Source organism: Roseateles paludis (assembly GCF_039872745.1).
In the GTDB taxonomy this organism is placed as follows: Bacteria; Pseudomonadota; Gammaproteobacteria; order Burkholderiales; family Burkholderiaceae_C; genus Pelomonas; species Pelomonas paludis.
Map to the genome: position 1 here is coordinate 1 of NZ_JBDPZD010000010.1, position 12382 is coordinate 12382.

Here is a 12382-nt window from a genome sequence, read left to right on the forward strand (position 1 = left end):
ATGGCGCCGCTCGGGTACGTCCCGCCAGCTGAGTTTGAAGCCAACTACCATCGTCAACGCGCTGGTCAGGCCGCGCCCGTCTGACTTAAACCAACGGGCCTCCGCAATACCCGGGGCGCTTCATCGACGCGTCTTTCCAGTCGATGTACAGCTCGACCCCTTGCTCGGCGAGCAGCGCTTGCAACCCTTCCGCGAGCTTGTCGTCACGGTGGCTATGGCAGAGGAATGCCGTCTTTTGCAGGCCGGCACGGACCTGCGACTTGAGAAGCGGTCGCCGCTGACCGGCCCGCAGTAGTTCAGATTGAGCGATTGCCATCGGTTTGTTGTCCTATCCCTGCAGGCACAGTAGCCAAATGTCTACAGGCAGTCAATGCGGAGACATGCGGGCGGCAGTGGGCGGGCTTCGCCTGGGCAGAATGCCGACAAACACAGCATGGAGGGAGGCTGAAATGGGTGAGTGGGTCCTGGTCCTGGCACTGAACATCGCTAGCGGCACGCCAGGCGAAATCCGCGACGTGTCTCTTTCTACACTGGGTGGTTTCACGTCCAAGTCGACCTGCGAAGCTGCTGCCCAGACCATCGCGAGCCGCTCGGTCGCGGTGGTCGGTCAAGCGCGCATGCAAGCTGGCATGCAGGGCAACGGCGGGAAGTCGATGCCCGTGCTGAACTACGAGTGCGTCTTCGTCAAGAAGTGACCGGCCCCAGCCCGGCATTTCCGCAAATCCTGCTGAATGCGGAAGTTCCGCATCCAGCAGGAAAGCCGGGATTTGAGCGCCTGCACCGCCGGCGGCTCGAGAGCATCGCGGTAGCGGCGTGTCCCGACCATCGCCACGCCGCCTGGTTCCTGGTGCAGAAACTGACGGTCTGAGAAGCGCAGCTCAATTAAAACAATGAGTTATCGACGACGCTGTTTGAAGAGCCACTGGTGCACGGTGCAGAAACTGGCGCCCTCGAGCCACCGCTTGAGACTGAGCCCAGCGACCTAACGGTCAAGCCAGGAGACGCCCCCAACGCGGCGCAATGTTCCGAATATCAATCAAGGGTTTGCACTTATCTCAGACCGTCGGTTTTGGCACTCAAACCAAGATCACCCCGAAACGGCACTGGCGCAAGTGGCCGTGAACCTGCGCGCCATGATCCGCGACACGCGCGACGAGCTGGAGGCCTTCCGGGCGTTGGCCAACAGCCTGGCGGCAGACAGCCAGCAGTTGGAGTCACGCACCCTCAAACAGGCTGAGCAACTGGGCGCGGCCACCGCCAGTGTCGAGAGCATTGCCGAGACCACACGCAGCACGTCCAGCGAGGCCCATGCCGCGCGAGATCTGGCTGGCGAGCTGCGCCAGGTTTCTGACCAAAGCGCCCAGGTCGTGCACTCGGTAACGGACACCATGGGCGGCATCGCGCAGTCCTCGTCGCGGATTGGCGAGATCGTGCAACTGATCGACAGCATCGCGTTCCAGACCAATCTGCTGGCCCTGAACGCCGCAGTGGAGTCGGCTCGGGCGGGCGAGCATGGCAAGGGCTTTGCGGTGGTGGCGGGCGAGGTGCGCGCGCTGGCGCAGCGCAGCTCGGTGGCGGCGCGCGAGATCAAGAAGCTGATCGACGAATCCTCGTCGCGCGTGGGCGTTGGCTTGGGACAGACGCAGCAGGCGCGGCAAAGCATTGACGCGACCCTCGCGCAGGTGGAAGCCTTCCGCGCCCGCGTGGACGACATCGACCGCCGCACGCAGGCGCAGCTTCAAGGCGTGTCCCAGGTGCTGGGTTCGATGTCCGAGATGGACCAGATCACGCAGCAGAACGCAGCCCTTGTGGAGGAGCTGGCGCGCTCGGCCCGCAGCATGCAGGGCGACACCGAGATCGTGGCAGATGCGCTGCGGCTCTTCAGGCTGGACGACGCCGACACCCAGGCCATGCCGGACGCCGTGGATCTGCGCAAGGCCGCCAAGGCGCGTCGTGGCGACACCCACATCGACTGAAGGGTCGTGTCGCCTTAGCAGCAGCGGAGCGCCCGGCGCCCGCCCTACAGTGCCGCCCTCCCCTGGCTTCGCTCACGTCCATGTCTGACGACACCTTGCAACGCTGGCTTGCTGAAGAGGCCGAGGTCCGGCAACGGCTGCAAACCGAAACGGGCCTGGCAACACGCAGCCAGATCGAGGGCCTGACCGGCCTGCAACAGATGCAGGCCATGCTGTCGGGCCAGATTCCGGCGCCGCCGATTTCGCAGACGCTGGATTTCACCCTGGTGTCGGTGCGCGATGGCGAGGCGGTGTTCCAGGGCCGGCCGCTGTTCCGGCACTACAACCCCTTGGGCACCGTGCATGGCGGCTGGTTTGCCACCTTGCTGGACTCGGCCCTGGGCTGCGCTGTGCACACCACCATGCCGGTGGGCCGGGCTTACACGACGCTCGAGTTCAAGGTGAACCTGGTGCGTGCGCTGACCGAGAAGGTGCCTGCAGTACGTGCCGTGGGCCGAGTACTGCACACGGGGCGCCAAGTGTCCACCGCCGAGGCCAATCTGGTGGGGCACGACGGCACGCTCTACGCGCACGCCAGCACCACCTGCATCGTGTTCGACGCGAGGTGACTAGAGCCCCCGGCTGGGCGGGTACGCCCGACCGCCCCCCGAGGGGGCGAGGCTGATCGCGACATGGAGTCACGCTCAGCCTCAAGCGGGCCGGCTTGGGGCGGCCCGGCGCTCGGCCGGCTAGAGCCGCACAGGTTTCAGCGCAGCGCGGCTGCCTCGGCGGCCAGGCGGGTGATGCGGACCCAGTCCTTGGCGTCCACCGCGTCCTGCGGCGTCAGCCAGGAGCCCCCACAGACCTTGACGTTGGGCAGCTTCAGGAACTGCGGTGCGGTCTCCAGCGAGATACCGCCGGTCGGGCAGAAGGCTACGTCGGGGAAGGGCCCCGACAGCGCCTTGAGCAGGTTCACACCCCCCACGGCCACGGCCGGGAAGAGCTTGAGGAAGCCGTAGCCAGCGTCGTTGGCCATCATCACCTCGGAGGCCGTCGAGACGCCGGGCAGCAGGGGCAAGCCCTCGGCCTTGCAGGCATCGGACAAGGCCTCGGTAAAGCCGGGGCTGACCGCGAACTGGCAGCCGGCGGCCTTGGCATTGCGGGCATCCTGGGCCGTGCGCAACGTGCCGGCACCGACGATGGCGCCCGGCACCTTGGACATGGCTTCCATGGCCTTGAGCGCGACCGGGGTGCGCAGCGTCACTTCCAGCACGCGCACGCCGCCGGCCACCAAGGCTTCAGCCATGGGCACGGCATCTTCCAGTCGTTGGATGACGATCACCGGAATGACGGGACCGTGCTCAGCCAGGGATCGCGTATCGAGCATTGAAAACCTCTGCAGAGTTCGAAGGGGAGGCGGGCGGTGCGTCGCCGCGTCTCAGATCCAGGTGCAGGCGCCCTCTTCCGCGCTCAGCACATTGCGCCGCATGCCGGCAAACAGCTCACGGCCCAGGCCGTGCGCATTTTCGTCGGCCTCGCGGGGGTCGATGGTGGCGGCCGGACGTGCGGCCCACTCAGCGGCATCGACCTTGGCGATGAGTTCGCCGGTGACGGCGTCAAGCCGAATGATGTCGCCATCACGCACCTTGGCCAGCGGCCCGCCGGCCAGGGCCTCCGGGCTGACGTGGATGGCTGCCGGCACCTTGCCCGAGGCGCCACTCATGCGGCCGTCGGTCACCAAGGCGACCTTGAAGCCCTTGCCCTGCAGCACGCCGAGCGGCGGCGTGAGCTTGTGCAACTCGGGCATGCCGTTGGAGTGCGGGCCCTGGAAGCGCAAGACCACGACCACGTCCTGCTCCAACTCGCCGGCGTTGAAGGCCGCCAGCATGGCTTCCTGCGTGGTGAAGACGCGCGCCGGGGCCTCGACGACATGGCGGTCTTCCGGCACGGCCGAGACCTTGATGACGGCACGGCCGAGGTTGCCCTGCAGCAGCTTGAGGCCGCCGCTGGTGCTGAAGGGCGCCGTGGCGGGCCGCAGCACGCCATCGTCGGTGCTGGTGGCGGGCAGGTCTTCGCGCTCCACGCTGCCGTTGGCGGCCACGCGGGCGGGAACGCGGGTGTAGGCGCGCAGCGAATCCCCGCCCACGGCCAGCACGTCTTCGTGCATCAGGCCAGCGTCCAGCAGCTCACGGATGACATAGCCCGGGCCACCTGCGGCCTGGAACTGGTTCACGTCGGCCGAGCCATTGGGGTAGACGCGAGCCAGCAACGGCACGGCGCCCGACAGCTCGGAGAAGTCACTCCAGTCAATCAGGATGCCTGCCGCGCGGGCCACAGCCACCCAGTGGATCAAATGATTGGTCGAGCCGCCGGTGGCGAGCAAGGCCACCATGGCATTCACGATGCAGCGCTCGTCCACCACCTTGCCGATGGGCTTGGCGGGCTGGCCTTCGATGCGGCCCGAGATGGCCAGCGCAGTGGCCACAGCCTCGCGGGTCAGGGCGTCGCGCAGTTCGGCATGTGGGTGCACGAAGGCGCTGCCAGGGGTGTGCAGGCCCATGGCCTCCAGCAGCATCTGATTGCTGTTGGCGGTGCCGTAGAAGGTGCAGGTGCCTGCACCGTGGTACGCGGCGGATTCCGACTTCAGCAGTTCCTCGCGGCCCACCTTGCCTTGCGCATACAGCTCGCGCACCTTGGCCTTGTCGGCATTGCTGATGCCCGTGCTCATCGGGCCTGCAGGCACGAAGACGCAAGGCAGATGCCCGAAGTGCAGCGCGCCGATCAGCAGGCCGGGGACGATCTTGTCGCAGATGCCGAGCAGCAGCGCTGCGTCATAGACATCATGGGTCAGCGCCACGGCGGTGCTCATGGCAATGGTGTCGCGCGAGAACAGGCTCAGCTCCATGCCCGGCAGGCCCTGGGTGATGCCGTCGCACATCGCGGGCACACCGCCTGCAACCTGCACCGTGGCGCCCAGGCGCGCAGCCTCGGCGCGGATCAGGCCGGGATAGGTCTCGTAGGGTTGGTGGGCCGACAGCATGTCGTTGTAGGCCGTGACCACACCCAGGTGGGGCGACCGCTCGGCCACCACCTTGAACTTGTCGTTGCTCGGTAAAGCAGCAATCGCGTGCGCCACGTTGGCGCAGCCCATGCGCTCCATGCCTCGACGGCGCCCGCCAAACTTGGCCAGACGCTCCAGATAGGCTTCACGCGTCGCGGCGCTGCGGGCGCGAATGCGGTCCGTGACGGCTTTCAAGATGGCGGTCATGCGGCGCTCCTGTAACCAAAGTCAGAAATCGAAGTAACCATATTACATTCGCACCCTGGCCACTGGGTTACCAGCGGGGTACTGCCCAGCGCAGGCGCGATGCGCCTGACAATTTCGGCACGATGTTGCTCGACCCGACCCGCAGCCAACACCTGCTGCTGCGCACGCTGCGGGAGTGGAATCAGGCGCAGACCGACCTCTGGCTGTTTGCCTACGGCTCGTTGATCTGGCGCCCGGATTTTGAGCCCGCCGAGCGCCGTCCGGCCAGGGTGGCGGGCTTTCATCGCTGCCTGAAGATGCGCTCCCGCACCAACCGCGGCACGCCCGCTGAGCCAGGTTTGGTACTGGCCCTGGTATCGGGCGGCAGTTGCCGGGGCCTGGCCTACCGGGTGCCGCGCGATCAAGGCGCGGAGCTGCTGGCCCGACTCTGGCTGCGCGAGATGCCGAACGGTGTCTATGAGCCCCGCTGGCTGGCGTGCAGCACCCCAGCCGGCCAGGTGCGGGCGCTGGCATTCACGCTGCCTCGGTCGAGCCCGAGTTGGACGGGGGAGCTGACCGACTCCGAGCTGCTGCACATCCTGCGCCACGCACGGGGCCGCTACGGCACCACGCTGGACTACGTCGAGCGCACCGTTGCCGGGCTGCAAGCCGTGGGCATCCGGGACCATGAGTTGGAGCGCATCCTGCGGCTGGCCCGGCACCACGGGCTCTGAGTGCTGCGCTCAGCCCGCGCTTGAACACGGCGCCGCGGCAAGGCGCGAGAAGTCGTCCTGGGTGTCCACGTCGAAAAGCACGCCGGGGTCGTCAACCGGGAGGCCCTGCGCGCCAAATCGTGCGACCACGCGGCGCGCGCCTTCGTCGCCTTCGAGCGCGAGCAGCTCGGAGAACATTTCGGTGCCAAAGCCCACCGGATGGCCCTGCCGGCCACGGTACTCGGCAAAGCAGACCGGGTAGCGTGCCAAGCCATCGGCCACGGCCACCATGGTGGCGGGTTGCACCAGGGGCATGTCGCCCGGAAGGATCAACCAGCCGTCGGCGTCACCCGCCGCCGCCACGCCGGCCGCGATGGAATGGCCCATGCCTTGCGGCACAGCGTGCCCGCGCGCGTCCGTGGCCGGCAGCACGACGAGGTCGCGCCGGGCTACCCACCGCTGCACCACGGGTTCGATCAACTGGCTGGCCACCACCACCACCCGCAGCTGCGACTCCAGCGCGTGCCGCAGCGTGCGCGACAGGACGGTATCGCCTGCATCCGAAATGGGCTGCATCAGCTTGTGCTCGTGGCCTTTGAACCGATGCCCGTGACCTGCTGCTAACAGCACAATGGCGCGGTTTCCCTGGGTCATGCTTCACCTCACCGGCTTGCGCCGGGCCTGCCTCTTCGGAGGGAGCATCGGCTGGCGGCCCTGCAAAGTTAACTGGGATGTGTACTTAGGGTGTCGCCCGTCCCTGATACTGGCCCCATGAGCCGCCTGTCTGACTTCCGGAAAAATTACCAATGGGGTGAATTGGACGAGGCCGATGCCGCGAAAAGCCCCCTGCCCTTCTTCCAGCGCTGGCTGGACGAAGCCATTGCGCACGACGTGCCCGAGCCCACGGCGATGACGCTGGCCACCGTCGGTGCCGACGGCCGCCCCTCGACCCGCGTGGTGCTGCTGAAGGACTGCGATGAACGTGGCCTGGTCTGGTACACGAACTACCAAAGCCGCAAAGGCCGCGAATTGGCCGAACATCCGTTTGCGGCGCTGCAGTTCCATTGGGTCGAGATGGAGCGCGTGGTGCGCATCGAAGGGCGCGTGAGCCGCGTGGAGCGCGCGGAGTCCGAGGCCTACTACCAGAGCCGGCCGCTGGACTCACGCCTGGGCGCCTGGGCCTCGCCGCAGAGCGAAGTCATCAGCTCCCGCGCCGTGCTGGTGGCCAATGCGGCCAAGGCCGCCGCCACGCACGGGCTGCACCCGCCCTGCCCGCCGCATTGGGGTGGCTACCGGCTGGAGCCAGACCGCTTCGAGTTCTGGCAAGGGCGCCGCTCGCGCCTGCATGACCGACTGGTCTACCGCTTCACGCCCGAGCAAGGCTGGCGGCTAGAGCGACTCGCACCTTGAATCACTGCACGTTCGTGCCGTCCACCACGCGGTAGTAAAGGCCGTAGGGGTCGTCCGTCAGCACGGCCAACTGGCCTTCCACGACGACAGGCTCCAGCGTGTAGCGCACCGGCTGCTTGGTGCGCACCTCGACCAGGCCTTCAGGCCCTGCGGGCACGCAGAACGAGCACGAGGTGGGCACCGAGGACAGCAGGAAGTGGCGCTGCTTGTCGCCTGGCTCCAGCGGCATCATGAAGCCCTGGATCTTGACGACGCGCTTGTCGAGGCTCTGCACGTCAGCCGGGAAGCTGGGGATCAGCTTCTTCTTCTCAGCACGCACGCTGACCTGGGACAGCAGCTTCCAGGACACGATGTCGCTGCGCTCCTCCAGCGGCTTGAAGGGGCTGCGCGGATCGTGATAGCCCGGGCCTTGGCCAAAGGTGGGCGGCTGCTGGGCGTCAGCCACACAGGGCAGCATCAACGCGAGAGCGAGTGCGAATACTTGGATTGAGGCAAGGCGCGTCATAGCCCTGATTGTCTCGCTGCGGCGGACATTCAGGTTTCAGCGAGGGGCTTGGAGCAACTGCGTGACGTCGAGCCGGTAGGCCCGCCAGGCGGGCCACCCCGCGGCCAGGGCTGCGGCGATGAGCGCCAGGCCCACCACCTGCAATTCGGCAGCGCTGAACCACCGCCCGGTCAGCCGAACCGAGTGTCGCGCGGCGAGCAGTTGGCCGATGCCCTCGGCGGCCAGATGCCCAGCCAGCAGGCCGAGCACGGCACCCAGCACGGCCAGGCACAGGGCCTCGGCCAGCACCAGCAGTGCAACGCGGCGCGGCGGTGCGCCCAGCATGCGCAGCATGGCCAGGTCGGGCTGGCGGGCGCGCACGGCATGCAGCAGCGCCACGCCCACGGACAGCCCGGCCGCCGCCATCAGCACCCAGCCAAAGCCACGCAGCACCTCCTCGCCGACGCCCACCATGCGCATCAGCCGGGCTGTTTCCAGCGCGGGCGACGCGGCTTGTAGCGCATCCTGGGCGTTGACCCAGCGCGGCAGCGAAACCGCCGCCAGCGGGCTGCGGTAGCTGAGCAGCACAGCGGTGATCTCGCGCGGGCGGGCCTCGGCTGTAGGCGGTGCATGGTCCTCGTGCAGCGCCCAGACCGAGGCCAGGTCGGTGAGGACCAAGCGGTCGATCACGCCGCCGGTGGGAGCCAGCACGCCAATCACCTGGTAGTGATGCTCGTCGTGGTGGGCCCCGCCCTCACCCAGACCATGCGAACCCGCAAACTCGGCCCCAAGGTCCAGCCCGGTGCGGCGCGCCACCTCGGCGCCCAGCACGGCCTGCATGGGCTGCTGCCAGGCCTGGCCACGGGCCAGGCGGGCGCCGTAGAGGTCCAGGTAACCGGGGTCGGTGCCGACGACGCGAAAGCCCTGCACGCTGTCGCCCAGCGCCAGGGGTACGGCCTGCCGCACCAGAGGGTGGGCACGCAAGGTGTCAAGCACGGTGGCCGGCACATTGCCGGTGGGCGTGTCGAGGTGGAAGACCGAGGCCAGGATCAGCTGCATGGGGCTGCCCTTGGCCCCCACGACGAGGTCCACGCCGGCCAGGTCGCGGCGCATTCCAGCGTCGAGTTGCTCGCTGACCAGCAGCACCAGGCTCATGGCGGCCAGGCCCAGTGTCATCAGCAGCAGGTTGAGCCCCGCCGTGAGCGGCTGCGACCACAGGTAGCGCCAGGCCAGCCGGATCATGCGAGCCTCAGCTGGGTCACGTCGTCGCGCGCGGCCAGCTGCTGAATGACGCGCGCATCATGGCTGGCCAGCACCAGGGTGCATCCGCGCTGCCGCGAGGCGTCCAGCAGCAAGCTGAGCATGGCCTGGGCATTGGCGTCGTCAAGTGAGGCGGTGGGCTCGTCGGCCACCAGCAAGGGTGGCTTGCGAACCAGCGCACGCGCCACGGCCACGCGCTGGGCCTGGCCCACGCTGAGCTGGTGCGGCCGCTGCGCGGCCACGTCGGCCACGCCCAGCTGCAGCAGCACAGCGTCGATCTGGGCCGCGTCGGGCGTGAGGCCGGCTGCCACAAAGGGCAGGCCGACGTTCTGCGCCACGTTCAGCGCCTCGCTCAGATGGAGGCGTTGCGGCACGAACCCCAGGGTCGCACCGCGCCAGGCGTCGAGCGCCTGAGGGGATAGAGCGGCCAGGTCCTGCCCCATCACACTGAGCCGGCCCTCCCGCACGCGCAGCAGGCCGGTCAGCAAGGCCAGCAGGGTGGACTTGCCGCTGCCCGAGGCGCCGGTGATCAGCAGGTGCTGGCCGGACGGCAGGTCCAGGTCGGCGTAGGACAGGCTCGGCCCTTGAGCGTAGCGGTGGCGCAGGCCCTGCCAGCACAGGCTCATGAAGCGATCAAGGCCTTGAAGCTGGCCTCGAACTTGCGCACCTTGGGCGCCACGACATAGGCGCAATAGCCCTGGCCCGGGTTGCGCTCGAAGTAGCGCTGGTGATAGCCCTCGGCCGGGGTGTAGTTGGCCTCGGCTGCCAGCTCGGTCACAACGCGGCCACCCAGGGCCTCGTTGGCCTCACGCAGCACCTCGGTTGCCAGCGTGCGCTGCGCCTCGCTGTGCCAGTAGATGCCCGAGCGGTACTGCGTGCCTTCGTCGGCGCCCTGGCGGTTCAGCGAGGTGGGGTCGTGAATGTGCAGGAAGACTTCGAGGATCTGGCGCAGGCTGACCTGGGCCGGGTCGAAACGCACGCGCACCACTTCGGCATGCCCGGTGGCGCCGCTACAGACGGTCTCGTAGGTGGGAGACGGCATGTGGCCGTTGCAGTAGCCCGACTCGACCGACACCACCCCGCGCACGCGCAGGAACACGGCCTCCAGGCACCAGAAACAGCCGCCAGCCAGGGTGATCAGCTCAGTGTCCATGGGCGAGTCCGAGGGGGAGTGTGAAACGCAGCGCGCATCATGCCCGACGTAGGAGCGTGGGCGGCAGAGATCCAGGCCATGACATTCGCAAGGCTTGAATTAGCCGCGCCAGAATCAGTGGTTTCAGCCTGTTTCGGAAGTTGAACATGCGCACGCGTCTGCACCGTCTTCTGTCTCCCGTCCTGCTGGGCACCGTGACTGCCCTGGCGCTCGCCCAGGCCGGCGACCCCAATGCCACCGTCGCGCCCAACGCCAATCTGGTCGTGCAAGGCATACCGGCCATCCCGCAGAGTCTTGCGGAGGAAGTCGTCAAGTACAACGACTTCCGCGGCCACAACTTTGTGGACTGGCACCCCAAGCGGCGCGAGATGCTGGTCAGCCACCGTCGCAAGGGCGGCAATACCGCGCAGATCTACCGGCTCACCGAGCCCATGGGGCCGCTGCAGCAGCTGACCTACACGCCAGACCCCGTCTCGAGCGCCGAGTACGAGCCGCGCGACGGGCGCTACATCGTCTTTGCCAGGGCCACGGGCGGCAACGAGGTGGGGCAGCTGTACCGGCTGGCGCTCGACACGCCAAACGCCGAGCCTGCGCTGCTGACCAACCCGGACGAGCGCAACAGCTTCAACCTCTGGCTGCGTCAGAGCGGACAGATGGTGTTCTCGGCCGTGCCGGTGGACCGCACGTCAGCTAGCGGCACGCGCGCCAAGATCACGACCAGCCTCTACGTGATGGACCCCGAGAAGCCGCAGGACAAGCGCAAGCTGGGCGAGCTGGAAGGCGGTGGCTGGAGCGTCTCGGCGGCCAGCAATGATGAGAAGCAACTGGTGCTGCGCCGCTACCTGTCGGCCAATGAATCCCAGGTGTGGCTGATGGACGTGGCCAACGGGCAGACCCGCCAGCTGCTGCCCGCACCCGATGCCAAGGAGCCGGCCGCGAGCTACCACGCCGGCCGCTTCAGCCCGGATGGACGCAAGCTCTGGATCGCGACGGACCGCTTTGGCGAGTTCACTGAGCTGTCCCGCCTGGACATCGCCTCCGGCAAGTTGGAGCGCCTGTCGAGCCATATCCCCTGGGACGTCAGCGCGCTCACGCTGACCGAGGACGGCAAGACCGTGGCGGCGCAGTTCAATGTGGATGGCTGCGATGAACTGCGGCTGTTTGACGGCGAATCGGGCCGCGAGCTGCCGGCACCGAAGCTGCCGCCGGGCAATGTGGGCAGCACGGTGTACGACCGGGTGCGCAATGAGATCGCCTTCACCACCAACGGCGCCCGCGGCCCGAGCCAGATCTTCTCGCTCAGCCCAGAGGGCAAGGTCGAGCAATGGACGCAGGCCGCCACCGAGGGCGTCGATACGCGGCAGTTCAGCGAGCAAAGCATCGTGCGCTGGAAGAGCTTCGACGGCACGAGCATCTCGGGCTTGCTGAGCCAGCCGTCGGCCACGCGCTTCCCGGGTCGGCGCCCGGTGATCATCGCCATCCATGGTGGTCCCGAAGGCCAGGCCACGGTCGGTTTCATCGGCCGCAACAACTACTTCGTCAATGAACTGGGCATCGCGCTGATCCAGCCGAATGTGCGCGGCTCAACGGGCTACGGCAAGAGCTTCCTGGCGGCCGACAACGGCTTCAAGCGCGAGGACTCGGTCAAGGACATCGGCGCCCTGCTCGACTGGATCGCCACCCAGCCCCATCTCGACCCCAAGCGCGTGCTCGTCATGGGCGGCAGCTATGGCGGCTACATGACGCTGGCCGTCGCCACGCACTATGCCGACCGCATTGCGGGCGCCATCGACATCGTCGGCATCTCGCACTTCGTGACCTTCCTGCAGAACACCGAGAGCTACCGCCGTGACCTTCGCCGCGTCGAATACGGTGACGAGCGCGACCCGGCCATGCGCGAGTTCCTCGATCGCATCTCGCCACTGACCAACGCAGCCAAGATCAAGAAGCCGCTGTTCGTGGTGCAAGGCAAGAACGACCCGCGCGTGCCCTATACCGAGGCCGAGCAGATCGTGGCCAAGGTGCGTGAGTCGGGCACGCCCGTCTGGTACCTGCGCGCCGAGAACGAGGGTCACGGCTTTGCGCGCAAGGAGAACCAGGACTACCAGTTCCTCAGCACCATCCTCTTTCTGCAGCAGACGCTGCTGAAGTGAGCTGAGG

General features: G+C 67.5%; 14 protein-coding genes. 7 read left to right on the forward strand and 7 right to left on the reverse strand.

The window, feature by feature from the left end; genetic code table 11:
• The 4 genes from ABDJ85_RS19670 to ABDJ85_RS19685 all read left to right on the forward strand — a co-directional run.
• Nucleotides 1-295 (forward strand): hypothetical protein (locus tag ABDJ85_RS19670; protein ID WP_347706514.1); only part of this gene is annotated, 295 nt, incomplete at its 5' end.
• Between the two features lie 154 nt (nt 296-449).
• Nucleotides 450-695, forward strand: coding sequence for a hypothetical protein (locus tag ABDJ85_RS19675; RefSeq protein WP_347706515.1), 246 nt, complete (start codon nt 450-452; stop codon nt 693-695).
• Nucleotides 696-1118: 423 nt separating this feature from the next.
• Nucleotides 1119-1976, forward strand: coding sequence for a methyl-accepting chemotaxis protein (locus ABDJ85_RS19680; protein ID WP_347706516.1), 858 nt, complete (start codon nt 1119-1121; stop codon nt 1974-1976).
• Nucleotides 1977-2056: 80 nt separating this feature from the next.
• Nucleotides 2057-2584, forward strand: coding sequence for a PaaI family thioesterase (locus tag ABDJ85_RS19685; protein ID WP_347706517.1), 528 nt, complete (start codon nt 2057-2059; stop codon nt 2582-2584).
• Nucleotides 2585-2721: 137 nt separating this feature from the next.
• Here the strand turns inward: ABDJ85_RS19685 and eda are convergent, their stop codons facing one another.
• Both eda and edd read right to left on the reverse strand, forming a co-directional pair.
• Nucleotides 2722-3342 (reverse strand): bifunctional 4-hydroxy-2-oxoglutarate aldolase/2-dehydro-3-deoxy-phosphogluconate aldolase, encoded by a 621-nt coding sequence (gene eda / locus ABDJ85_RS19690; protein WP_347706518.1) that lies wholly within the window; start codon nt 3340-3342, stop codon nt 2722-2724.
• Between the two features lie 51 nt (nt 3343-3393).
• The gene (edd, locus tag ABDJ85_RS19695) at nt 3394-5223 is read right to left on the reverse strand and encodes a phosphogluconate dehydratase (RefSeq protein WP_347706519.1); all 1830 of its coding nucleotides are present in this window, start codon (nt 5221-5223) and stop codon (nt 3394-3396) included.
• A gap of 122 nt (nt 5224-5345) precedes the next feature.
• Here edd and ABDJ85_RS19700 point away from each other — a divergent pair, with 122 nt between their 5' ends.
• Nucleotides 5346-5936, forward strand: a complete 591-nt coding sequence (locus tag ABDJ85_RS19700) for a gamma-glutamylcyclotransferase (RefSeq protein WP_347706520.1) — start codon at nt 5346-5348, stop codon at nt 5934-5936.
• Nucleotides 5937-5945: 9 nt separating this feature from the next.
• Here ABDJ85_RS19700 and ABDJ85_RS19705 read toward each other — a convergent pair whose 3' ends face one another.
• A complete protein-coding gene (locus ABDJ85_RS19705; RefSeq protein ID WP_347706521.1) occupies nt 5946-6569 on the reverse strand; it encodes a nucleotidyltransferase family protein in 624 nt (207 codons plus the stop codon).
• 117 nt (nt 6570-6686) lie between these two features.
• Here ABDJ85_RS19705 and pdxH point away from each other — a divergent pair, with 117 nt between their 5' ends.
• Nucleotides 6687-7325 (forward strand): pyridoxamine 5'-phosphate oxidase, encoded by a 639-nt coding sequence (pdxH, locus tag ABDJ85_RS19710; protein ID WP_347706522.1) that lies wholly within the window; start codon nt 6687-6689, stop codon nt 7323-7325.
• A 1-nt stretch (nt 7326) separates the two neighbouring features.
• On the opposite strand, the gene ABDJ85_RS19715 is transcribed toward pdxH, so the two are convergent.
• From ABDJ85_RS19715 to msrA, 4 genes are all read right to left on the reverse strand, one after another.
• On the reverse strand, nt 7327-7770 hold the full coding sequence (locus ABDJ85_RS19715; RefSeq protein WP_347706523.1) for a DUF3299 domain-containing protein: 444 nt from the start codon (nt 7768-7770) through the stop codon (nt 7327-7329).
• A gap of 96 nt (nt 7771-7866) precedes the next feature.
• Nucleotides 7867-9051, reverse strand: coding sequence for an ABC transporter permease (locus ABDJ85_RS19720; RefSeq protein WP_347706524.1), 1185 nt, complete (start codon nt 9049-9051; stop codon nt 7867-7869).
• Nucleotides 9048-9695 carry an ABC transporter ATP-binding protein gene (locus ABDJ85_RS19725; protein WP_347706525.1) on the reverse strand — a complete coding sequence of 216 codons (648 nt, stop codon included), beginning with the start codon at nt 9693-9695 and terminating at the stop codon, nt 9048-9050. The genes ABDJ85_RS19720 and ABDJ85_RS19725 overlap by 4 nt, the downstream gene beginning before the upstream one ends.
• Nucleotides 9692-10222: a peptide-methionine (S)-S-oxide reductase MsrA gene (gene msrA / locus ABDJ85_RS19730; RefSeq protein WP_347706526.1), complete on the reverse strand. Its 531-nt coding sequence runs from the start codon at nt 10220-10222 to the stop codon at nt 9692-9694. Before msrA ends, ABDJ85_RS19725 begins: the two co-directional genes overlap by 4 nt.
• Nucleotides 10223-10368: 146 nt before the next feature.
• Between msrA and ABDJ85_RS19735 the strand changes: the two genes are divergently transcribed.
• Nucleotides 10369-12375, forward strand: coding sequence for a S9 family peptidase (locus tag ABDJ85_RS19735; protein ID WP_347706527.1), 2007 nt, complete (start codon nt 10369-10371; stop codon nt 12373-12375).
• Nucleotides 12376-12382 lie beyond the last annotated feature (7 nt).